This is a genomic window from Enterobacter cloacae complex sp. FDA-CDC-AR_0132 (assembly GCF_003010695.1).
Lineage (GTDB): Bacteria > Pseudomonadota > Gammaproteobacteria > Enterobacterales > Enterobacteriaceae > Enterobacter > Enterobacter ludwigii.
This window is the reverse complement of record NZ_CP027618.1, coordinates 2,076,267-2,096,664: the sequence shown is the minus strand read 5'-3', so window position 1 is coordinate 2,096,664 and position 20,398 is coordinate 2,076,267. Positions and strand designations below refer to the sequence as shown.

Genomic DNA, 20,398 nt, shown 5'->3' with positions numbered 1-20,398 from the left:
TTCGCCTTACCCGGCCTGCCTTTACGCCGCGCGTTCTTCCCGGTTCGCCATCACCTGCGGCGTATGCACTTCTATCCAGTCCGCCAGCGCGGCCACTTTCTCACTCACCTCTGTCCCTAACGGCGTCAGGCTATACTCAACGTGCGGTGGTACAACCGGATACGAGACGCGATTAACAAACCCGTCCTGTTCCAGCGCCTGTAGCGACTGGGCCAGCATCTTTTCGCTGACGCCCCCCATTTTTCGGCGCAGGTCGCTGAAACGGTGGGTTCCCTGTCGCAGGGCCACCAGAATCAGCACGCCCCAGCGGCTGGTGACATGTTTGAGAACCTCTCTGGAAGGACACTGTTCCGCGAAGAGGTTGCCTTCGCGCATTTGTTCGCTGAGTGTCGGTATCGTTGTTTTCATACTTACCTTTATGTACGTACTTACTAAAAGTTAGCTATGGTGCTAGTGTGCCACAACACCAGACAAACACGAAGAGGATTCATCATGATCGCAATTACCGGCGCAACCGGCCAGCTTGGCCAGCTCGTTATCGAACAGCTGTTAAACACCGTACCGGCAAACCAGATTGTGGCGATTGTCCGCAATCCGGCAAAAGCTGAAGCCCTGAGCCAGCAGGGAATTACCGTTCGTCAGGGGGATTACGCTGACGAAAGCACATTGACCTCCGCGCTTAAGGGCGTAGATAAGCTGCTGCTGATCTCCTCCAGCGAAGTGGGTCAGCGCGCCACCCAACATCAGAACGTCATTAATGCTGCCAAAGCCGCGGGCGTGAAATTCATCGCCTATACCAGCCTGCTGCATGCGGATAAATCGCCGCTGGGTCTGCACGCTGAACACGTCGCGACGGAGAAGGCGCTGGCGGAGTCCGGCATCCCTTACGCCCTGCTGCGTAACGGCTGGTACACAGAAAACTATCTGGCGAGCGCACCACCCGCGCTGGAGCATGGCGTATTTATTGGCGCGGCCGGTGAAGGCAAAATCGCCTCTGCCACCCGTGCGGATTACGCGGCTGCCGCGGCAAAAGTCATCTCCGGGGACGGCCATGCAGGCAACGTATACGAGCTGGCCGGCGACCACGCCTGGACGCTGAGTGAACTGGCGGCCGAACTCAGCAAACAGAGCGGCAAAAACGTGGCGTATCAGAACATGAGCGAAGCGGATTTTGCCGCGGCGCTGAAGGGCATTGGCCTGCCTGCCGGGCTGGCGGATATGCTGGCGGATTCCGATGTGGGCGCGTCTAAAGGCGGTCTGTTTGATGACAGCCATACGCTGAGCAAACTGATCGGGCGTCCAACCACACCGCTTTCAGAGAGCATTAAAGCCATTCTGTAAATGTTGCAAAATGGTTATTTTTTGTAGCATCCCCTCGGGTCATCTCTGATAATGGAGAGATGACTCATGAGGAGGTTCACCGTGCAGGGCGTACCGGAACAGTTCATTGATGAGAGAGACAGCGCGCGCTTTCGCCATCTGGCGCATTTGCCGGGCCTGGAGCTTTATCACGCGCATATTTCTGACTACGCCTTTGAGCCTCATACGCATGAAGCCTTCGGCATCGGCACCATTGAAACCGGTGCCGAACGCTTTCGCTATCGCGGTACCCAGCATCTCGCGGCGGAAAAATCCGTCGTGACCATGAACCCGGACGAGCTCCACACCGGGGAGTCGGCGACGGATGGCGGCTGGCGCTACCGGATGGTTTACATTGAACCCGATCTGCTGGAAGAGGTGACCGGCCTTCGCCACTGGTGGTTTAGCGACGTAACCCGCCATGACCCGCTGCGCTCACAGCAAATCGGCAGGCTTATCTATGGCCTGTGGCATACGGACGACCCGCTGGCGCAAAAAGGCTTGCTGCTGGATCTGATCGAGACCTTCCAGCCGTTAGCCCGCCACGCGCCGGTTACCCGGGAAGGTGCACACCGGTTCGAACGGGTTCGTGAGTATATGCACGACAACTACATGCACGCCCTGACGCTGGACGAGCTGGCCAACGTAGTCTCACTGAGCCCCTACCATTTTCAGCGCCAGTTCAAGGCGCATTTCCATGTCACTCCGCATCAGATGCTGATGGCTATCCGCCTGTGGCGCGCCAAAGCGTTTCTCACGCGCGGCATGCCCGCCGCCGAAGTCGCCGCCGCGACCGGGCTGACCGATCAGTCCCATTTGACTCGCGCCTTTACCCGCCGCTATGGCATTACCCCCGTGCGCTACCAGAAACAGGTCGTTAAGCGCTGATGCGCAACCTCATACAATACGCACACCCTTCCCCCTCCTACACTGAACGCAGAATAAACCGATGTGGATGAAAAAATGATTAGTGGTGTGTTGTATGCCCTGCTTGCGGGTCTGATGTGGGGACTGATTTTTGTCGGCCCGCTGATCGTGCCGGAGTACCCGGCAATACTGCAGTCGACCGGACGTTATCTGGCACTGGGGCTGATTGCTCTCCCGCTGGCGTGGCTCGGTCGTGCACGTTTGCGTCAGCTCGGCCGACAGGACTGGTTCACCGCGCTGGCGCTGACCATGATGGGCAACCTTATCTATTATGTTTGCCTGGCGAGCGCCATTCAGCGAACCGGTGCACCGGTATCTACCATGATTATCGGCACGCTGCCCGTGGTGATCCCGGTCTTCGCTAACCTGCTTTACAGCCACCGCGACGGGAAACTGGCGTGGTCAAAAATGGTACCAGCGTTGGTGTGTACCGCCGTGGGGCTGGTCTGCGTCAACATTGCCGAGCTGCAGCATGGGCTGGAGGACTTCTCGCTGTTGCGTTACGGTTCTGGCATCCTGCTGGCATTCGTTTCCGTGGTGTGCTGGGCGTGGTATGCCCTGCGCAATGCGCGCTGGCTGCGGGAAAACCCGGATAAACACCCGATGATGTGGGCGACGGCTCAGGCGTTGGTCACGCTCCCGGTTTCGCTTATGGGCTATGTGGGGGCCTGTCTCTGGTTAGGCCACCAGCAACCGGATTTCGCTCAACCGTTCGGACCGAGACCGTGGGTCTTCGTCGGGCTGATGCTGGCGATTGCGGTGCTCTGCTCATGGGTGGGCGCGCTGTGCTGGAATATCGCCAGCCAGAAGCTGCCGACGGTAATTTTAGGGCCGTTGATTGTATTCGAAACGCTGGCCGGGCTGCTTTACACCTTCCTGATGCGCCAGAGCGTACCGCCGCTGTTAACCGCCTGCGGGATTATATTGCTGGTCGTTGGGGTCGTGATGGCGGTGAGAGCAAAGCCGGAAAAACCGATGGTCGTTCCGGCTTCAGAGAGTTAAAACGTTTCCCAGTTCGCTTCAGACGTCGCCGCGACAGGTTTAGCCGCTGGAGTGTAGCTTTTCACCGGCGCGGCGTTGACCACCTGGTTGCGGGTAATTTTAAACACCGCCACCGCTTCGTTCAGGCGTGCCGCCTGATCTTCCAGCGCGGCCGCCGCTGCCGCAGACTCCTCTACCAGCGAGGCGTTCTGCTGGGTCACGCGATCCATCTCGGCCACCGCCTGACCTACCTGATCGATACCGCGGCTCTGCTCGTCAGAGGCAGAGGCAATCTCGCCCATGATGTCGGTCACGCGGGTGACCGCATTCACGATCTCCGCCATCGTCGCCCCGGCTTCGTTTACCAGCTGTGAGCCAGCATTCACGCGCTCGCCGGAATCATCGATCAGCGCTTTAATCTCTTTTGCCGCCTGAGCGCTACGCTGGGCCAGGGTACGCACCTCACCTGCGACCACCGCAAAGCCACGGCCCTGCTCGCCTGCACGCGCGGCTTCCACCGCCGCGTTCAGCGCCAGGATGTTGGTCTGGAAGGCAATGCCGTCGATTACGTTGGTAATTTGCGCAATTTTGCTGGAACTGGTCGCAATGTCGTCCATGGTGCGCACCACACCCTCCACCACGTTACCGCCCTTCTTCGCGGTTGAGGAGGCATCGAGCGCCAGACGGGAAGCCTGACGTGCGTTATCGGCGTTTTGTTTTACCGTAGCGGTCAGTTGTTCCATGCTGGCAGCCGTCTCTTCCAGAGAGGCAGCCTGCTGCTCGGTACGGGAAGAGAGGTCGTTGCTGCCCGCAGAGATTTCCCCTGCACCGGTGTAAATGGTGTCTGCACCTTCACGCACCACGCCCACCGTGTTTGCCAGTGAGGTTTGCATCTCCTGAACGTTGCGCGCCAGGATTGCCATTTCATTCTTACCCTCTGCCTGAATCGGCTGGGTCAAATCCCCTGCGGCAATGGCGCGGATATGGCCGATCACATCCTGCAGCGGCAGCAGCAGAACGCGGCGCATCGCAATCCAGCTGGAGACGATCACGGCAATCACCAGCAGCATGACCGCAGAGAGGATCCACAGGATACGTTTATAATCGTTTTCGTTGTCTTTAATCCCTCTGTCCGTGAGGACGGCCTGCGCTTCACGCCATTCACGGTACACGTTCTGCATCGCGGTCTGTTTCTGCTCCGCATTCTGCTTGAACATATCTTCCAGATTGCCCTGGCCCAGCAGGACGTTCATTTGCGTCAGCGTGGCGGAGTAAATGCGGTACTGCTCTTCCAGACGGTTAGCCAGATTCTCGTCCAGACCCGGAGTATTAGGCAAAGCGTAGTATTTATCGTAATGGGACTGCGCATCCGCCAGCAGGTTCTTCGCCGTGTTCACCAGTTCATTCAACTGGCCGCCGTTAATCTGAGACGCCATGCTGCTTTGCAGACGCAGCATGCCGCGGTTCAGGGTCACGCGGGCCTGGTTGAGGCTGATCCATGCATCGGTAAACTCGGCGACATTCTGGCTTGAGAGCTGCGAGACGGTGAAGTTATCTTTGTCGTTATTCAGCGCGTTGATAAAAATGCCGGCGGAAATGACTTGCATGATGCCGAGCACAAGCAGCACCGAAATAAGAAGGGTAATGACTTTTATACGTTTAAACATGCGTTGCCTTTTTTATATGCAGGTTTGTCTGACGTGGATATATCGGCAGGCACGGCGAGTTGTTTACTGTTTCCCCACGTTAAAAAACTTTCTAAAGTAATTTCCTGCATTCATTCAGCAAGTTAAAAGTCATAATTTTTTGTGATCTAGTTCTCACTTTGCCCCTTCCCTCTAAAGGGTTATAGCGTCGCCTTAAAGATGCATTTAAAATGCACTTTATATTATTGATGATGAGGTAACTGCTATGGCCTTCCGCGACCAACCCCTTGGCGAGCTGGCGCTCTCCATCCCGCGCGCGTCCGCGCTGTTTCGTAAATACGATATGGATTACTGCTGTGGCGGTAAGCAAACCCTGGCACGTGCCGCCTCGCGTAAAGAGCTGGATGTGGGGCTCATTGAAGCGGAGCTGGCGCAACTGGCTGAGCAGCCCATTGAGAAAGACTGGCGCACTGCAGCCCTTGCCGACATCATCGACCATATCATCGTGCGTTTTCACGACCGTCACCGTGAACAGCTGCCTGAACTGATCCTGCAGGCGACAAAAGTGGAGCGCGTTCACGCCGACAAACCTTCCGTACCGCGCGGTCTGGCGAAATACCTGACCCTGCTTCACGAAGAGCTTTCCAGCCACATGATGAAAGAGGAGCAAATCCTCTTCCCGATGATCAAACAGGGTATGGGCAGCCAGGCGATGGAGCCCATCAGCGTCATGGAAAGCGAACATGATGATGCAGGCGAACTGCTGGAAGTGATTAAACACACTACCCATAACGTTACACCGCCACCAGAGGCGTGCACCACGTGGAAAGCGATGTACAACGGCATTAACGAGATGATCGACGACCTGATGGAGCACATCAGTCTTGAGAACAACGTCCTGTTCCCGCGTGCCCTCGCAGGTGAATAAAAAAAGGCGCCCGAGAGCGCCTTCCTGAGGTTATCATTCGGCCACAGCATCTGTGGCCTTTTTTATTAACGCATGCCTGCCATACGTTTCTTACCGATAAATAACCATCCCAGCCCCAGCGCGATGAACCACAGCGGCGTGACGATTAACGCCTGACGGGTATCGTCTTCCAGCGTCAGCAGAACCAGCACGAAGACGAAGAACGCCATGCACACCCAGCACATCAGCTTGCCCAGCGGCATTTTGTAGATCGATTTTTCATGCAGGTGTGGACGCTGTTTGCGGTACACCAGGTAAGAACACAGGATGATGGTCCAGACGAACATGAACAGGATCGCAGAGACCGTGGTGATCATGGTAAACGCACCGATCACACTCGGATTCACGTAGAGCATCACCACACCGCCCAGCAGGCAGATACAGGAGAAGGTCAGCCCTTTCGCCGGCACCGCACGCTTAGACAGTTTGGCAAACGCGCGTGGCGCAACCCCTTCCTGTGCCAGACCAAACAGCATACGGCTGGTAGAGAACACCCCACTGTTGGCCGAAGAGGCCGCGGAGGTCAGCACCACGAAGTTAATCAGGCTTGCCGCCGCAGGCAGTCCAACCAGTACAAACAGCTCAACGAACGGGCTCTTGGTCGGTACAACGGAGCTCCACGGCGTCACGGACATGATGATAATCAGCGCGAACACGTAGAACATAATGATACGAATCGGGATGGAGTTAATCGCGCGCGGCAGGGATTTCTCCGGATCTTTAGTTTCCGCCGCCGTGGTACCGACCAGCTCAATCCCCACAAAGGCAAACACCGCAATCTGGAAACCGGCAAAGAAGCCGCTGATGCCTTTCGGGAACCAGCCGCCGTCATTCCACAGATGCGCGAACGAAGCCTGAACGCCAGTTGGAGACTGGAAGTGCGTCAGTACCATCACCAGGCCGACAACAATCAGGGCGATAATCGCCACGATTTTGATCATCGCAAACCAGAACTCCATCTCACCGAACATTTTAACGGTGGCGAGGTTAAGGCTCAGCAGCAGAACAATCACCGCCAGCGAGGCCACCCAGTCCGATAACCCCGGGAACCAGAACTGCGCGTAGGCCGTGATGGCGACCACATCCGCCATGCCGGTCACCACCCAACAGAACCAGTAGGTCCAGCCGGTGAAGTAGCCCGCCCAGGGGCCAAGCAGGTCGGAAGCGAAATCGCTAAAGGACTTATATTCGAGGTTCGAGAGCAGCAATTCACCCATTGCACGCATCACGAAGAAGAGCATAAAACCGATGATCATATAAACGAAAATGATCGACGGCCCGGCAAGACTGATGGTTTTACCTGACCCCATAAACAGCCCGGTACCGATGGCACCCCCGATGGCAATGAGCTGAATATGACGGTTTGTGAGATTGCGCCGTAGCGACTGTTCAGACGACGCCTCTTCGTCGGCGACGACTTTAACCTGATCTACCATGTGATATTTTCCTGTTTATGCCTGTCTGTGTTGTTAAGGCTCTTCTGGCCTTTAAATACGTCAAAAAAATAACGGTCCCCATGAAAGGACTCATCGATATTAGGTAAGAATCGGCGGGATGAATACTATGATTTGGATATTATGTTAATAATATGTTTAAAGTGAGTGTCATATCACTCATACAACGCGAAACAGCTCACAAAAATACACGCAACAGTTTCGTTTGCAAGATAAAATGTTGATTCCGTCGTAACTATAGGTTTTATCACTATATTCCTCTCCCCCGAAGAAGAGAGGAAATAAGAAAAGCTGATTACAGAATTTCCAGCAGCTCGACTTCAAACACCAGGGTGCTGAATGGCGGGATGGACGCACCAGCGCCACGCTCGCCGTACGCCAGGTTGTGCGGGATAGTCAGTTCCCATTTGGAACCCACTGGCATCAGGGTCAGCGCTTCGATCCAGCCCGCGATAACGCCGTTAACCGGGAATTCAGCCGGTTCGCCACGTGCTACAGAGCTGTCGAACACCGTACCGTCGATCAGTTTACCGGTGTAGTGCACGCGAACGTGGTCAGTACGCGCCGGGATTGCGCCGTCGCCCTGATTGATCACGCGGAACTGCAGGCCAGACTCGGTGCTGTTCACGCCTTCACGCTCACGGTTCTCTTCCAGATATTTCACGCCTTCTGCAGCCATCTCTTCGAAACGCGCGCGACGCACGGCGTCAGCACGTTCGTGGATTTCACGCAGCGCACGGTGCACAACATCAACCGGAACTGCCGGGTTGTTGCCTTCCAGCGCATCAGCGATACCCGCCACCAGCGCTTCGGGTAACAGACCTTCCAGGCCGGATTCGCTCAGCTGCTGTCCTACCTGCAAGCCGATACCGTAACTTGCCTGCGCTTCGATAGTGTCAAAAGTCGGGGTGGTCATGGGTTTTCCTTCCATCACATTTAAAGTAGCGGGCAGCATATCAGCCATGCCCTTATGGGTAAAACTTTGTCTGAAGTTAAGGTGACAAACCGCGACGAAACAGAAACAATAGAGAGAACCAGGATTAATCCCGAACGAATGTCACGGATGTCGGGTTTGCTACGCCGTTCAGGCAGTTAGCAAACTATACTTCGGAGCACAGGATAAAAAAGACGCGGAGCAGGAGGAGAGCCATGCCCGGGCGATTTGAACTGAAACCTACCCTGGCGAAAATCTGGCAGGCGCCGGACAATTTTCGCATCATGGACCCGCTGCCGCCTCTGCATCGCAGAGGGATCATCATTGGCGCGCTGATGGTGATCGTGGGCTTCCTGCTTCCTTCCGGTGGCGATGACGCCGACACCGCGACGGTGACCCGCAATGCCCAGCTGGATATTCAGTCGCAAACGCGACCGCAGCCGGACACACAGCCTGTGCAGACGCAACTGGTCACCCCGTCGAACGATCCGGGACAGGTTGCGCCTGTTGAACCGGAACCCATTCAGGATGAACAGCCACAGGAACAGGCAGCGGCCCCGGCAGAGCCACAGGCTCAGCAGCCAACCGGCATTGAGCAGCAGTGGCGTTCCTATCGCGTAGAGCCGGGTAAAACCCTTGCGCAGCTGTTCCGCGACCACAATCTGCCGCCAACCGATGTGTATGCCATGGCGCAGGTGGAAGGCGCGGGCAAGCCGCTCAGTAATTTGCAGAACGGCCAGCTGGTGCAGATACGTCAGAATGCCAGCGGTGTCGTCACCGGGCTCACGATTGATACGGGAAATGGCCAGCAGGTGCTGTTTACCCGCCAGCCTGACGGTAGTTTTATCAGAGCACGTTAATGTTCAGGCCGGGTAAGGCGAGCCAGCCCCCCGGCAATGCCCTTCTTAGTGACTCCGCTTATTGACCCACCAGATCCCCGAGCAGACCAGCACCAGCGCAATCGCATATTTGATGTCCAGAATGTTTTCACCGAGGAAAATGGCGGACAGCACCGTCCCGGCAACGGGGATCACAAAGTTGAACGGGGCAATCATACTTACGCGGTTCACTTTCAGCAGCGCGCTCCAGAGGGCGAACGCTACCGAAGAGAGTAACGTCAGATACCCCAGCACCGCGACGGCCGTCATGCTATGCACTTCCAGCGTCCCTCCCGTGAGATAGCCACCCGCCACCAGCGCCGCGCCGCCGATAGCGAGCTGCCAGCCGGTCATCACCGTCGGGTCGACGGTCTGGGAGATGCGTTTTCCGTAAAGCGTGGCGGCAGAAAGGATAAAGGCTGCCAGCACCACAAACCCGTCTCCCTTCCAGACGAAGCTGAATTCGCTTAACCCGCCGTGGAAGTTAACCAGCATCACTCCGGCAAAGCCCAAAATACAGCCAAGCGTTTTGTTATAGCTGAGCTTGTCGTTGTGGTAGATGAAATGCGCCAGCAGCACGCTGAAGAAAGTGCCGGTGGCGTTCATGATCGAGCCGTTCACGCCTGTCGTGTAGGCCAGTCCGATATAAAAGAAGGTGTACTGAATGCTCGTCTGCGTCAGCCCCAGGACGGTCAATTGCCCAAACTGCCCGGGCGTGAACCTGCCGATGGGCTTGCGCTGTGCTAATGCAAAGAGAAGCAGCAGCACACCCGCAAACAGAAAACGGTAACCGGCGAACACAACCTTTGAGGGAATATCATCGGTGGCAATCTGGAAGAGTTCATAGCCGCTTTTTATGGCCGGGTAAGAGCTACCCCAAAGCAGACAGCAGAGCGTGGCGCAGGCATAGGCCACCTTTCGACGGGCAAATACGGGCGTGGGCAGAGCGGTTTCCATGTCGAATCTCATAAATAAAATTGCGTTTCATTTTATTATCAGAGAATGCGCCAGGAATAGCGACCCTACAAGCACTAAAGCGCGAGTCTGGTCCCTTAAAAAAGCAAAACGCCGGCACAAGGCCGGCGCTTCGACGTGAGCAGAGTAAAATTACTCAGCTACAACGTTAACAACCAGTTTAGCGAACACTTCGCTGTGAACCTGGAAGTCCACTTCGTGCTCACCAGTGGTACGCAGAACACCGTTCGGCAGACGAACTTCGCTCTTAGCCACTTTAACGCCAGCTGCAGTTACTGCATCAGCGATATCGCGGGTACCGATGGAACCGAACAGTTTACCTTCGTCGCCAGCTTTGGAAACGATGGTAACAGTGCCCAGTGCGTTGATTGACTCAGCGCGAGCATTAGCAGCCGCCAGAACGTCAGCCAGTTTGGCTTCCAGTTCAGCGCGACGTGCTTCGAAAAACTCTACGTTTTTCTTGGTAGCTGGAACAGCTTTACCCTGTGGAACCAGGAAGTTACGAGCGTAGCCCGCTTTAACGTTTACCTGATCACCCAGGCTGCCCAGGTTTGCTACTTTATCAAGCAGAATAACTTGCATTACCTTATCCTCTTAAAGTCGTATTAATGGACCGTGCCCGATTACTGATGACGATCAGTGTACGGCAGCAGGGACAGGTAGCGAGCGCGTTTGATAGCGCGAGCCAGCTGACGCTGGTATTTTGCACGAGTACCGGTGATACGGCTTGGGACAATCTTACCGCTTTCGGTGATGTAGTTTTTCAGCGTTGCGATATCTTTATAGTCGATCTCTTGAACGCCTTCCGCGGTGAAACGGCAGAACTTGCGACGACGGAAATAACGTGCCATATGGCTAGTCTCCAGAATCTATCAAATCAATCTGCTCGGCATGCAGAACCATTTTGCTCAGGCCGTTCTTTGCCTTGTGGCAAGAAATGAACCCCTGAACGATTACTGCGCTACCGACCGTTATACTGTGAGTAATGGCCTGGTTTTCGTGTCCGCTAATAATAACGGGCATTTGGCACCACGCCTGCCGGTGAAAGCCGGCTTCCTCTTGCACAGAACGATGCTCAAGCACGAACTGGCAATGCGGAATTCCTGATGGACTGACCTTACGAAGGGGGGTCCTGCACACGGTACCGGACAACACCAGACGGTTGGTCATCAGAAATTACTCTTCAGAATCCCCAGCATCAGAATCATCTGCGGTTTCGTTTGCGAAATCATCGCGACGCTCACGGCGCTCGTCTTTCGCTTTAACCATCGGAGATGCTTCGGTCACTGCGTTTTTGGTACGCATAACCATGCTGCGGATAACGGCATCGTTGAAGCGGAAGGTAGTTTCCAGCTCATCGATCACTTCCTGCGGCGCTTCAACGTTCATCAGAACGTAGTGTGCTTTGTGCAGTTTGTTAATCGGGTAAGCCAGCTGACGGCGGCCCCAGTCTTCCAGACGGTGGATCGTACCTTCTGCACCAGTGATGGCAGCAGAGTAGCGCTCGATCATGCCCGGAACCTGTTCGCTCTGGTCAGGATGGACCATAAAAACGATTTCGTAATGACGCATCGAATTGCTCCTTACGGATTATTCAGCCTCCTGTCTGGGTCAGCCGAGGCCCGGGGAGGCAAGGAACGTGTTAAAGGTCGGCTGAAAAATTGACGCGTCATAATACTTGCGCGCCCCTGGAAACTCAAGCTGATTGCACAAATAATTCGCACAAAGCGTAAAGCTGGTCTAAGTGGGTGATTTAAAATTAATCACATCAGGAAGCGTTGTTTTTTTGAACAACAGCATCAGAAATGGTCACGCATCCCCGCCGGATAAGTGATTACACTTTAATCAGAGACCTTATTTATAAAAGGAGAGCAACACCCCCTTTCACAGCACGCAGTCGTGGAGCGCATATCATGAAAAAAATCGCATTTGCCGTAATGGCTGCACTTTTGCTCAGTGCAAACGCGATGGCAGCCATCAAGATAGACGGCCGGCAGGCCCAAAACATGGATGATGTGCAGAGCTTAGGCGTAATCTACATCAATCATAATTTCGCCACTGAAAGTGAAGCAGATCAGGCACTCAATCAAGAGACCGATGCTCAGGGTGCACAATATTATCACGTCATACTGATGCGTGAGCCCGGCAGCAACGGCAATATGCACGCCAGTGCAGATATCTACCGATAACGCTTTAACGCTAGCACCAGGAAAGCCAACAAAGAGAACATAGCCATAGTTTAACTTGCCCCCTGCCCGGGGGCTTTTTTTTGCTAATGGCTCTGAAATACCACCGGTTACAACTGTTTTTCGGTATTCCAGAGCACTTATTCACTTCTGCCCGTAATAGGCGTTGGGCCCATGTTTACGCATGAAATGTTTATTCATAAGGTAATCATCAATGCCCTGAAGCTGCGGATTGATGCCGCGGGCGATCCACGCCATTCGCGCCACTTCCTCCATCACCACCGCGTTATGCACGGCATCGTGAGCGTCTTTTCCCCACGAGAATGGACCGTGCTGATACACCACAATACCCGGCGTATGCAGCGGCTCACGCTCAGCCAGCGTGTCGATAATGACGCGACCGGTGTTGAGTTCATACTCCCCTTCCACTTCGGCCTGCGTTAATGCCCGCGTGCAGGGAATATCGCCAAAGAAGTAGTCTGCATGCGTGGTGCCAAGAGCCGGAATGGGCAGCCCTGCCTGCGCCCAGGCCGTGGCATGGGTCGAGTGTGTATGTACAACGCCGCCCAGGGAGGGATAACGCTGATACAGTGCCAGATGGGTGGCGGTATCAGAAGAAGGACGCCACTTTCCGTCAACCACGTTGCCATGAAGATCCACAACCACCATGTCGTCGGCGGTCATGGACTCATAGGGCACACCGCTGGGCTTAATCACGACCCGCCCCTGCTCACGGTCGATGGCGCTGACGTTACCCCAGGTAAACGTCACCAGACCGTAGCGAGGTAGATCCATATTGGCCTCAAAGACCTGCTGCTTAAGCTTATGCATGCTCAGCCTCCATCAACCCAGCCCGCGCCATACGTTCACGGACCCAGTCCCGCGCCTTCGCCACTTCGGCTGCCGGGTCGTCCGACGTTTCACTCCACATCTCAATCAGGTAAGGCCCGCAATACCCTGTCTGTTTGAGCGTCTGGAAGCACCGTTCGAAATCCACCACCCCGGTGCCGAACGGAACATTTTTGAATACACCAGGCCGGGTATCTTTGACATGAACCGCCACGATATGACCAATACCCGCCTGCAGTTCCATCTGCACGTCGTTATCCCAGGCTGACAGATTGCCGATATCAGGGTAGAGCTGGAACCACGGATTATTCAGGTAGTGCGCGTAACCCAGCGCCTTGCTGATGGAGTTCATTAACGGATAATCCATGATCTCCATCGCCAGCGTCACCTGAGCACGGCTGGCCATGTCGACGCTCTCTTTCAGGCCGTCACGAAAACGACGGCGCGTTTCATTATTGGCGTCCTGATAGTAAACGTCATACCCCGCCAACTGGATCACACGGATGCCGACATCCTGGGCAAAGCGAATGGCTTTACGCATGATCTCCAGCCCCTGAGCACGCACAGCATCATCTTCACTGCCAAGCGGAAAACGACGGTGGGCGCTGAGGCACAGGGAAGGCACACGTACCCCCGTTTCAGCGATGGCGCTTACCAGTGCCAGACGCTGTTCGCGGCTCCAGTCCAGGCGAGACAGGCGTTCGTCTGTCTCATCCACTGACATTTCGACAAAATCGAAACCGAGTTGTTTCGCCAGTTGCAGCCGCTCCAGCCAGCACTCCCCCGCAGGGAGTGCCTTTTCATAGATGCCGAGCGGGACTTGTTTAGACAACATACCCGCTCCTTAGCCCCAAAGCTGAGCGATTGAGCGTTTGAACTGACGCGCGGCTTCTACCGGAGAGGCGGCATCACGGATGCTACGGCCTGCGATAAAGACATGAATTGGGATATCTTTGAAGAGCGGCAGATCTTCCAGCGCCAGGCCTCCGGTCACGGTCACTTTGAAGCCCATATCGGCCAGACGCTTAATCGCGCTGATATCCGCGTCCCCCCACGCTACCCCAGCGGCCTGCGCATCACGGCTGCGGTGATAAACCACCTGTTGAATGCCCGCGTCACGCCACTCCTGCGCCTGCTCCCAGGTCCAGAACCCGGTCAGCTCAATCTGCACATCACCGTTGAACTCTTTTGCCACATCCAGCGCACCTTTAGCCGTGTTGATATCCGCACAGCAAATAACGGTGACCCAGTCGGCATTGGCTTCAAAACACATACGGGAAAGAATTTTGCCCGCATCGGCAATCTTGGCATCCGCCAGCACGATTTTATGCGGATACAGCGCCTTCAGGTCGCGGACGGCGCGAACGCCTTCGCCCACGCACAGAATGGTACCGACTTCGATGATGTCCACTTCTTCCGCAATCAGGCGGGTGGTTTCGTAAGCGTGAGACAGAGTCTGGTTATCCAGCGCGACCTGCAACATTGGTAATGACATTTTCAATTCCCTCTTAAACTGCCGCCGCAGTGGCGTTATCAATTAAATCCAGCACGTCCTGCTCGGTGCGGCAGGCGCGTAAACGGTCGAAGTTGGCCTCATCATCAAACAGATTCACGATCTGCATAATGCCCACCTCCTGGTGAGTGTTGGCATCAACAGCCGCCATGGTGATGAGGATGTCGACCGGGTCGTTATCTTCGTGGTTGAAAGCCAGTGGTGTTTTCAGCGTAACCAGCGCAAAGCCGGTTTTTTTAACGCCCTCTTCCGGGCGGCCATGCGGCATCGCCAGCCCTGGTGCAATCACGAAGTAAGGGCCGTGCTCTGCAACACCATCCAGAATGGCCTGGTAATAACGCGGCTCGACAACATCAGCTTTTACCAGCAGATCTACGCTAAGTTTCACCGCCTCCTGCCAGGTGCTGGCGTCGGCCTGTAAAAGGATGGAGCTGTTCTCTGCCAGCGAATCACGTAGTTTCATGGTGCGTCCTTACTTCACATCTTGTGGGAAATGCGCGTTGATCACTTCCAGCAGCTTTGGCCCAAAGTCGGCTGGCGACAGCATGTTGCGCACGCCTACCACATATTTGTTGCCTGTCACGGTGATCTCACCGGCGATGTGGGTAGAGGCGATGATGATGTCCGCGCCGTTCAGTTCACTTTTGTATTCGCCCACTGCGCAGCTGTTCACCGTGTGGTCGATGTTTGACTGGGTTAAAAACTGGTCCACTTTCATCTTCATGATCATGGAACTCCCTTGCCCATTGCCACACACAGCCAGGATACGTACGGTCATAATCGAAACTCCTTAATGAGCAGAAACTTCTGCTGTTTGTTTTTCTGCATCTTCTTCAGCCCGCAGAGAGCGACCAGCGAAGAACATATAAGCCAGAGCAATGAGGATGATGACGGCCATAAAGATCAGGCCAACGGAGGCGAAGCCCTGCATCATCGGTGGCGCCAGAATTGACCAGTCGGCCATGCCCATCCAGGCGCTCATACCGGTGAGCTTGACCGCCCACACACACCCGAAGATTTCCACCATCCCCATCACCAGGCAGATCTTGAGCGCCGCGCGCCAGCCACCAAAGTGGTTCGCAAAGACGCCGATGGTGGCGTTGGAGAAGAACATCGGGATAAAGCCAGGAATGATCAGAATGGAAGAGCCGCAGCCCACCAGGATACCCACCGCAATCAGCTGGCCGATGGTGCCCCACATGAAGCCCCAGACCACCGCGTTTGGCGCGAAGCTGTAGATAGCCGCGCAGTCAATCGCCAGTACCGCACCTGGAATCAGACGCTGAGAGATACCGTTGAAGGCTTCGGACAGCTCGGCAACGAACATACGCACGCCCTGGGTGATAATGAAAATCGCCACCGCGAAGGAGAAACCGGTCTGCAGGATATAGACCGTCCAGTGGGTTTTACCCGCCATCGCCTGTACGACGTCAATGCCAAAGGAGAGCAGAATGGCACCGAAGAAGAGGGTCATCACAATCGCCGTAGAAACGATATTGTCGTGGAAAATATTCAGCCAGCCCGGCAGTTTAAGATCTTCGACGCTCTCTTCTTTTTTGCCCAGATACGGCGCGACTTTATAGGCAATCCAGGAGGCAAACTGCTGCTGGTGGCCGATGGAGAAGCCGCAACCGTCGGTGACGTCCTGCGTGGGCTTGTACATCATGTTGGAGGTGATACCCCAGTAGAGCGAGACCAGCACCGCGGTGCAGATAATGGTCGTCCACATTGGGTAGCCAAAGATAAAGAAGGAAACCGCAATCAGCCCTGCCTGCTGGAACATGATATGGCCAGTCAGCATGATGGTGCGAATACCGGTAATGCGGCGCAACAGAACGTAAATGATGTTCAGCGCCAGCGCGAGCAGGACCGCATACCCTACCCAGCTGTAGGCATCGCCCATGCGATCGATGGTGGCCATCATCGAGGCGTAGGTGTCAGAGATGGCGCCGTTGATGCCATAGACTTCCGACATTTTGGCCACTACCGGCTTGAAGGTGCCGGTCAAAATGCCTGAACCCGCCTGCAACAGCATGAAACCGATGATGGTTTTAATGGTGCCTTTAATAATAACGCTGACGCTTTTACGCAGCAGGATATAGCCAAGGCACGTCACGATGCCCAACAACAGCGGGGCATTAGTCATTACCTGATTAAAGAACACGGTAAAGACGTTGTAGAGGATCTCCATAACTCTCTCCAGAAATGAGAACACGAGGGGCAATCCCTGTGCGGTTGGTGACAACACTCTATTAATCACAAATAATCATCACAAGATTAAATCTGATTATTTGTGACGCATCACGCAAATTATTTCCCTGGTGTTAGTAATGATTTTCACTTCGGCATGCCACATAGAATTATTTCCATATAATTCATGCAATTAATGATTAATACGGTAAAAGATAACAAGAAGCGAGAAGAGCGTCCGTGACGTCAGGCAGATAAAATTACACATTTTGATCGTTGCAATGCGCGTGAAATGGTGCCAGCATTAATCACAACAAATCACCAATTGATTACTTTTGATTAAACCAGGAGTCAAAACGATGAGTAAAGTGAACACCATTACCCGTGAATCATGGATTCTGAGCACTTTCCCGGAATGGGGTAGCTGGCTGAATGAAGAGATTGAGCAGGAACAGGTTGCTCCTGGTACCTTTGCAATGTGGTGGCTGGGGTGCACGGGGATCTGGCTGAAATCAGAAGGTGGCGCGAATATTTGTGTCGATTTCTGGTGCGGCACCGGCAAACAGAGTCACGGTAACCCGCTGATGAAAAAAGGCCATCAGATGCAACGCATGGCGGGCGTGGAAAAACTTCAGCCAAACCTGCGTACCACACCGTTTGTTCTTGATCCGTTCGCCATTCGCCAGATCGATGCCGTTCTCTCTACGCACGATCATAACGATCATATTGATGTCAACGTGGCGGCAGCGGTCATGCAAAACTGTGCCGATGACGTACCGTTCATCGGGCCGCAAACCTGCGTGGATTTATGGATCGGCTGGGGCGTACCGAAAGAGCGCTGCATCGTCATGAAACCGGGCGATGTGGTCAAAATTAAAGACGTTGAGATCCACGCGCTGGATGCCTTTGACCGCACTGCACTGATTACCCTTCCGGCCGATCAGAAAGCCGCAGGCGTACTGCCAGACGGTATGGACGAACGTGCGGTGAACTACCTGTTTAAAACGCCCGGCGGTTCCCTGTACCACAGCGGTGACTCTCACTACTCAAACTACTATGCAAAGCACGGCAATGAGCATCAGATTGATGTGGCGCTCGGCTCATACGGGGAGAACCCACGCGGCATTACAGATAAAATGACCAGCGCCGATATGCTGCGCATGGCGGAAGCGCTGAACACCAAAGTAGTGATCCCTTTCCACCACGATATCTGGTCAAACTTCCAGGCCGACCCGCAGGAGATACGCGTACTGTGGGAAATGAAAAAAGATCGCCTGAAGTATGGCTTTAAGCCGTTCATCTGGCAGGTAGGAGGCAAGTTCACCTGGCCGCTGGACAAAGACAATCTCGAGTATCACTACCCACGTGGCTTTGATGATTGCTTTACTCTTGAGCCAGACCTGCCGTTCAAGTCATTCCTCTGATTATTAAGGCCCATCGCCAGACCCGAGTGTCTGGCGGTTTCATATTTCTTTTAGTAATTTCACGCTATTTCAAATATCATCTTTTAAAATCAATTCTTATCGGAATAGCTCATGACGGAAGCGCAACGGCATCAAATATTACTGGAACTCCTGGCGCAAACAGGGTTTGTCACCGTTGAGAAAGTGATCGAACGTTTAGGGATTTCCCCGGCAACAGCGCGGCGGGATATTAATAAGCTGGATGAAAGCGGTAAGCTGAAAAAAGTCCGCAACGGTGCGGAAGCGATTAGCCAGCAGCGTCCACGCTGGACGCCGATGAACATTCATCAGGCGCAAAATCATGATGAAAAAGTCCGTATTGCCAGAGCGGCATCGCAGCTGGTGAACCCCGGCGAGAGCGTGGTGATCAACTGCGGCTCCACGGCGTTTCTGTTAGGTCGGGAGATGTGCGGAAAGCCGGTACAAATCATCACGAACTATTTGCCGCTCGCCAACTATCTTATCGATCAGGAGCATGAGAGCGTGGTGATCATGGGCGGCCAGTACAACAAGAGCCAGTCCATTACGCTCAGCCCGCAGGACAGCGAAAACAGTCTTTATGCCGGACACTGGATGTTTACCAGTGGCAAAGGCCTGACCGCGGATGGCCTCTACAAAACCGATATGTTGACCGCCATGGCAGAACAAAACATGCTTAACGTGGTGGGCAAGCTCGTTGTGCTGGTCGACAGCAGTAAAGTGGGCGAACGCGCAGGAATGCTGTTCAGCCGTGCTGAACAGATAGACATGGTGATCACCGGCAAAGGTGCCAACCCTGAGATCCTCCAGAAACTGAAAGATCAGGGTGTCAACGTCCTGTGCGTTTAAAGGTGCTGGCGGAAGAAGTCCACCGTGGCGTCCAGCGCCGTTGGCGTAATGCGGTGGCGAACGCCCGCTTCCCACAGGCAGGTCAGGTTGCCATCCAGCCCCTCGTGCTGCAGCGCCTGCTGAAGCCGGAACGTTTCTCCGGGTGGGACCACATCGTCCGCATCACCATGCCACAACAGCAAAGGACGATCGGCCAGACGCGGTAACGCCCGGGTAACCTCCCACTCTGCAAGCGCCGCCTCAACCTCCGTGAGTGCCTGAGGTGGAAAAAGCGTCTTCGCCAGTGAGGTGAAGTAGCCCGAGCCCATCAGACAAGCCACTGACTTCACTTCTGGATGGTGCGTCATGATCCCCAGCGCCGCCATTCCGCCCATCGATGCCCCAGCCACGGCCAGCCGATTATCAGCCACCAGCCCTGCCTGGTAAAGCGCATCGCGCAGCCCGGCAAACTCGGTCAGGCTACCGTGCAGAATGTGCCAGAACTGCCCAATCCGCGCCTGTTCGTTGCCGGTAAAACGTGCGCCGTGGTCAGGTGCATCCGGCATGACCACACGAAAACCGGCCTGCGCGAGTGCCACCGCAAAATAGCTGTAGACCAGCTTCGATGAGGTAAATCCATGATAAAACACTATAACAGGCAGTGGTTCCTCACGTTTTCCGGCGGGTGTTGCGTGTAATATTTCACGATCACCCAGATGGCGTATTTCAATTTCAATCATTGTCGACCCTGTAATGATGAATGATTCATAATGTTGAGAACTGGGTTACGATTTCACGCTATTTTCATTCGAAAATTACGCCCCAGCTAACACTTCGGGAACATTCCCCCAAAACTAAATTCACAGACAACTACACTATGGCTATCAGGAAACGAGATATGGTTATGCGCAGGTTTGCTGCTTTATTGCTGATGTTGCTCAGTGGCTGTAGCGCGCTGCAGGGAACGCCACAACCCGCTCCCCCGGTGGCCGATCACCCGCAGGAAATCCGTCGTAATCAGACGGAAGGATTACAGCGTATGGGTACCGTCTCTGCGCTGGTTCGCGGCTCCCCGGATGACGCGGAAGAAGCAATAAAGGCACAAGCCGTCGCCGCCAAAGCAGATTATTACGTCATCATTATGATCGACGAAACCATCATTACGGGACAGTGGTACTCACAGGCCATTCTGTATCGTCAATGATCGTCTTCATTTGAACGACATTTACACTGCTTTGCGTCCATAGACACTTTCCTGTCCACAATAAA

At 54.6% G+C, this 20,398-nt stretch carries 25 protein-coding genes; 9 read left to right on the top strand and 16 right to left on the bottom strand.

Features of this window, described 5'->3' with window-relative positions:
- Positions 1 to 21: 21 nt before the first annotated feature.
- Positions 22 to 408 carry a winged helix-turn-helix transcriptional regulator gene (locus AM379_RS10170; protein WP_106503666.1) on the bottom strand — a complete coding sequence of 129 codons (387 nt, stop codon included), beginning with the start codon at positions 406 to 408 and terminating at the stop codon, positions 22 to 24.
- Positions 409 to 492: 84 nt separating this feature from the next.
- On the opposite strand from AM379_RS10170, the gene AM379_RS10165 reads away from it, so the two are divergent.
- The 3 genes from AM379_RS10165 to AM379_RS10155 all read left to right on the top strand — a co-directional run bounded on the left by AM379_RS10165 (position 493) and on the right by AM379_RS10155 (position 3,288).
- Positions 493 to 1,341, top strand: a complete 849-nt coding sequence (locus AM379_RS10165; RefSeq protein WP_106503665.1) for an SDR family oxidoreductase — start codon at positions 493 to 495, stop codon at positions 1,339 to 1,341.
- Positions 1,342 to 1,422: 81 nt separating this feature from the next.
- Positions 1,423 to 2,247, top strand: a complete 825-nt coding sequence (locus AM379_RS10160; protein WP_106503664.1) for an AraC family transcriptional regulator — start codon at positions 1,423 to 1,425, stop codon at positions 2,245 to 2,247.
- Positions 2,248 to 2,322: 75 nt separating this feature from the next.
- Positions 2,323 to 3,288 carry a DMT family transporter gene (locus tag AM379_RS10155; RefSeq protein ID WP_050737595.1) on the top strand — a complete coding sequence of 322 codons (966 nt, stop codon included), beginning with the start codon at positions 2,323 to 2,325 and terminating at the stop codon, positions 3,286 to 3,288.
- Here the strand turns inward: AM379_RS10155 and AM379_RS10150 are convergent.
- Positions 3,285 to 4,934, bottom strand: coding sequence for a methyl-accepting chemotaxis protein (locus AM379_RS10150; RefSeq protein ID WP_025205815.1), 1,650 nt, complete (start codon positions 4,932 to 4,934; stop codon positions 3,285 to 3,287). The two genes, AM379_RS10155 and AM379_RS10150, sit on opposite strands and share 4 nt — an antisense overlap.
- 244 nt (positions 4,935 to 5,178) lie before the next feature.
- On the opposite strand from AM379_RS10150, the gene ytfE reads away from it, so the two are divergent.
- On the top strand, positions 5,179 to 5,841 hold the full coding sequence (gene ytfE / locus AM379_RS10145) for an iron-sulfur cluster repair protein YtfE (protein WP_106503663.1): 663 nt from the start codon (positions 5,179 to 5,181) through the stop codon (positions 5,839 to 5,841).
- A gap of 65 nt (positions 5,842 to 5,906) precedes the next feature.
- On the opposite strand, the gene cycA is transcribed toward ytfE, so the two are convergent.
- Both cycA and fklB read right to left on the bottom strand, forming a co-directional pair.
- Complete coding sequence (gene cycA / locus AM379_RS10140; RefSeq protein WP_014168338.1) at positions 5,907 to 7,316, bottom strand: D-serine/D-alanine/glycine transporter; 1,410 nt, start codon at positions 7,314 to 7,316, stop codon at positions 5,907 to 5,909.
- A gap of 313 nt (positions 7,317 to 7,629) precedes the next feature.
- Positions 7,630 to 8,250: an FKBP-type peptidyl-prolyl cis-trans isomerase gene (gene fklB / locus AM379_RS10135; RefSeq protein WP_025205816.1), complete on the bottom strand. Its 621-nt coding sequence runs from the start codon at positions 8,248 to 8,250 to the stop codon at positions 7,630 to 7,632.
- A gap of 233 nt (positions 8,251 to 8,483) precedes the next feature.
- On the opposite strand from fklB, the gene AM379_RS10130 reads away from it, so the two are divergent.
- Positions 8,484 to 9,128 (top strand): OapA family protein, encoded by a 645-nt coding sequence (locus tag AM379_RS10130; RefSeq protein ID WP_020882930.1) that lies wholly within the window; start codon positions 8,484 to 8,486, stop codon positions 9,126 to 9,128.
- Positions 9,129 to 9,173: 45 nt separating this feature from the next.
- Here AM379_RS10130 and AM379_RS10125 read toward each other — a convergent pair whose 3' ends face one another.
- The 5 genes from AM379_RS10125 to rpsF form a co-directional block, all read right to left on the bottom strand.
- Positions 9,174 to 10,103 carry a DMT family transporter gene (locus tag AM379_RS10125; protein ID WP_025205818.1) on the bottom strand — a complete coding sequence of 310 codons (930 nt, stop codon included), beginning with the start codon at positions 10,101 to 10,103 and terminating at the stop codon, positions 9,174 to 9,176.
- Between the two features lie 150 nt (positions 10,104 to 10,253).
- A complete protein-coding gene (gene rplI / locus AM379_RS10120; protein ID WP_014168334.1) occupies positions 10,254 to 10,703 on the bottom strand; it encodes a 50S ribosomal protein L9 in 450 nt (149 codons plus the stop codon).
- Between the two features lie 41 nt (positions 10,704 to 10,744).
- Positions 10,745 to 10,972 carry a 30S ribosomal protein S18 gene (rpsR, locus tag AM379_RS10115; RefSeq protein WP_000135199.1) on the bottom strand — a complete coding sequence of 76 codons (228 nt, stop codon included), beginning with the start codon at positions 10,970 to 10,972 and terminating at the stop codon, positions 10,745 to 10,747.
- A gap of 4 nt (positions 10,973 to 10,976) precedes the next feature.
- Positions 10,977 to 11,291, bottom strand: coding sequence for a primosomal replication protein N (priB, locus tag AM379_RS10110; protein ID WP_014068638.1), 315 nt, complete (start codon positions 11,289 to 11,291; stop codon positions 10,977 to 10,979).
- 6 nt (positions 11,292 to 11,297) lie between these two features.
- On the bottom strand, positions 11,298 to 11,693 hold the full coding sequence (rpsF, locus tag AM379_RS10105; protein WP_014068637.1) for a 30S ribosomal protein S6: 396 nt from the start codon (positions 11,691 to 11,693) through the stop codon (positions 11,298 to 11,300).
- A gap of 341 nt (positions 11,694 to 12,034) precedes the next feature.
- Between rpsF and yjfY the strand changes: the two genes are divergently transcribed.
- The gene (yjfY, locus tag AM379_RS10100) at positions 12,035 to 12,310 is read left to right on the top strand and encodes a DUF1471 family protein YjfY (RefSeq protein WP_025206244.1); all 276 of its coding nucleotides are present in this window, start codon (positions 12,035 to 12,037) and stop codon (positions 12,308 to 12,310) included.
- Positions 12,311 to 12,451: 141 nt separating this feature from the next.
- Here yjfY and AM379_RS10095 read toward each other — a convergent pair whose 3' ends face one another.
- The 6 genes from AM379_RS10095 to ulaA are packed head-to-tail and all read right to left on the bottom strand — an operon-like array spanning position 12,452 to position 16,860.
- Positions 12,452 to 13,138, bottom strand: a complete 687-nt coding sequence (locus tag AM379_RS10095) for an L-ribulose-5-phosphate 4-epimerase (protein WP_032679424.1) — start codon at positions 13,136 to 13,138, stop codon at positions 12,452 to 12,454.
- Positions 13,131 to 13,991, bottom strand: coding sequence for an L-ribulose-5-phosphate 3-epimerase (locus AM379_RS10090; RefSeq protein WP_014168332.1), 861 nt, complete (start codon positions 13,989 to 13,991; stop codon positions 13,131 to 13,133). The genes AM379_RS10095 and AM379_RS10090 overlap by 8 nt, the downstream gene beginning before the upstream one ends.
- 9 nt (positions 13,992 to 14,000) lie before the next feature.
- A complete protein-coding gene (ulaD, locus tag AM379_RS10085) occupies positions 14,001 to 14,651 on the bottom strand; it encodes a 3-keto-L-gulonate-6-phosphate decarboxylase UlaD (RefSeq protein ID WP_106503662.1) in 651 nt (216 codons plus the stop codon).
- A 13-nt stretch (positions 14,652 to 14,664) separates the two neighbouring features.
- Entirely contained in the window at positions 14,665 to 15,132 is a 468-nt protein-coding gene (ulaC, locus tag AM379_RS10080; protein ID WP_014168330.1) for a PTS ascorbate transporter subunit IIA, read from the bottom strand.
- A 9-nt stretch (positions 15,133 to 15,141) separates the two neighbouring features.
- Complete coding sequence (gene ulaB / locus AM379_RS10075; protein ID WP_014168329.1) at positions 15,142 to 15,447, bottom strand: PTS ascorbate transporter subunit IIB; 306 nt, start codon at positions 15,445 to 15,447, stop codon at positions 15,142 to 15,144.
- Between the two features lie 12 nt (positions 15,448 to 15,459).
- A complete protein-coding gene (gene ulaA / locus AM379_RS10070) occupies positions 15,460 to 16,860 on the bottom strand; it encodes a PTS ascorbate transporter subunit IIC (RefSeq protein ID WP_025206247.1) in 1,401 nt (466 codons plus the stop codon).
- Positions 16,861 to 17,218: 358 nt separating this feature from the next.
- Here ulaA and ulaG point away from each other — a divergent pair, with 358 nt between their 5' ends.
- Positions 17,219 to 18,283 carry an L-ascorbate 6-phosphate lactonase gene (ulaG, locus tag AM379_RS10065; protein WP_020882936.1) on the top strand — a complete coding sequence of 355 codons (1,065 nt, stop codon included), beginning with the start codon at positions 17,219 to 17,221 and terminating at the stop codon, positions 18,281 to 18,283.
- A gap of 111 nt (positions 18,284 to 18,394) precedes the next feature.
- On the top strand, positions 18,395 to 19,150 hold the full coding sequence (gene ulaR, locus AM379_RS10060) for an HTH-type transcriptional regulator UlaR (protein ID WP_014168326.1): 756 nt from the start codon (positions 18,395 to 18,397) through the stop codon (positions 19,148 to 19,150).
- On the opposite strand, the gene yjfP is transcribed toward ulaR, so the two are convergent.
- On the bottom strand, positions 19,147 to 19,869 hold the full coding sequence (yjfP, locus tag AM379_RS10055) for an esterase (protein WP_106503661.1): 723 nt from the start codon (positions 19,867 to 19,869) through the stop codon (positions 19,147 to 19,149). The two genes, ulaR and yjfP, sit on opposite strands and share 4 nt — an antisense overlap.
- A gap of 137 nt (positions 19,870 to 20,006) precedes the next feature.
- Here yjfP and bsmA point away from each other — a divergent pair, with 137 nt between their 5' ends.
- Complete coding sequence (bsmA, locus tag AM379_RS10050; RefSeq protein ID WP_106503660.1) at positions 20,007 to 20,333, top strand: biofilm peroxide resistance protein BsmA; 327 nt, start codon at positions 20,007 to 20,009, stop codon at positions 20,331 to 20,333.
- Positions 20,334 to 20,398 lie beyond the last annotated feature (65 nt).

Coding starts and splice junctions, on each gene's coding strand:
- AM379_RS10170 (WP_106503666.1), bottom strand. CDS start 408: ATGAAAACAACGATACCGACACTCAGCGAACAAATGCGCGAAGGCAAC.
- AM379_RS10165 (WP_106503665.1), top strand. CDS start 493: ATGATCGCAATTACCGGCGCAACCGGCCAGCTTGGCCAGCTCGTTATC.
- AM379_RS10155 (WP_050737595.1), top strand. CDS start 2,323: ATGATTAGTGGTGTGTTGTATGCCCTGCTTGCGGGTCTGATGTGGGGA.
- AM379_RS10150 (WP_025205815.1), bottom strand. CDS start 4,934: ATGTTTAAACGTATAAAAGTCATTACCCTTCTTATTTCGGTGCTGCTT.
- ytfE (WP_106503663.1), top strand. CDS start 5,179: ATGGCCTTCCGCGACCAACCCCTTGGCGAGCTGGCGCTCTCCATCCCG.
- cycA (WP_014168338.1), bottom strand. CDS start 7,316: ATGGTAGATCAGGTTAAAGTCGTCGCCGACGAAGAGGCGTCGTCTGAA.
- fklB (WP_025205816.1), bottom strand. CDS start 8,250: ATGACCACCCCGACTTTTGACACTATCGAAGCGCAGGCAAGTTACGGT.
- AM379_RS10130 (WP_020882930.1), top strand. CDS start 8,484: ATGCCCGGGCGATTTGAACTGAAACCTACCCTGGCGAAAATCTGGCAG.
- AM379_RS10125 (WP_025205818.1), bottom strand. CDS start 10,103: ATGGAAACCGCTCTGCCCACGCCCGTATTTGCCCGTCGAAAGGTGGCC.
- rplI (WP_014168334.1), bottom strand. CDS start 10,703: ATGCAAGTTATTCTGCTTGATAAAGTAGCAAACCTGGGCAGCCTGGGT.
- rpsR (WP_000135199.1), bottom strand. CDS start 10,972: ATGGCACGTTATTTCCGTCGTCGCAAGTTCTGCCGTTTCACCGCGGAA.
- priB (WP_014068638.1), bottom strand. CDS start 11,291: ATGACCAACCGTCTGGTGTTGTCCGGTACCGTGTGCAGGACCCCCCTT.
- rpsF (WP_014068637.1), bottom strand. CDS start 11,693: ATGCGTCATTACGAAATCGTTTTTATGGTCCATCCTGACCAGAGCGAA.
- yjfY (WP_025206244.1), top strand. CDS start 12,035: ATGAAAAAAATCGCATTTGCCGTAATGGCTGCACTTTTGCTCAGTGCA.
- AM379_RS10095 (WP_032679424.1), bottom strand. CDS start 13,138: ATGCATAAGCTTAAGCAGCAGGTCTTTGAGGCCAATATGGATCTACCT.
- AM379_RS10090 (WP_014168332.1), bottom strand. CDS start 13,991: ATGTTGTCTAAACAAGTCCCGCTCGGCATCTATGAAAAGGCACTCCCT.
- ulaD (WP_106503662.1), bottom strand. CDS start 14,651: ATGTCATTACCAATGTTGCAGGTCGCGCTGGATAACCAGACTCTGTCT.
- ulaC (WP_014168330.1), bottom strand. CDS start 15,132: ATGAAACTACGTGATTCGCTGGCAGAGAACAGCTCCATCCTTTTACAG.
- ulaB (WP_014168329.1), bottom strand. CDS start 15,447: ATGACCGTACGTATCCTGGCTGTGTGTGGCAATGGGCAAGGGAGTTCC.
- ulaA (WP_025206247.1), bottom strand. CDS start 16,860: ATGGAGATCCTCTACAACGTCTTTACCGTGTTCTTTAATCAGGTAATG.
- ulaG (WP_020882936.1), top strand. CDS start 17,219: ATGAGTAAAGTGAACACCATTACCCGTGAATCATGGATTCTGAGCACT.
- ulaR (WP_014168326.1), top strand. CDS start 18,395: ATGACGGAAGCGCAACGGCATCAAATATTACTGGAACTCCTGGCGCAA.
- yjfP (WP_106503661.1), bottom strand. CDS start 19,869: ATGATTGAAATTGAAATACGCCATCTGGGTGATCGTGAAATATTACAC.
- bsmA (WP_106503660.1), top strand. CDS start 20,007: ATGGCTATCAGGAAACGAGATATGGTTATGCGCAGGTTTGCTGCTTTA.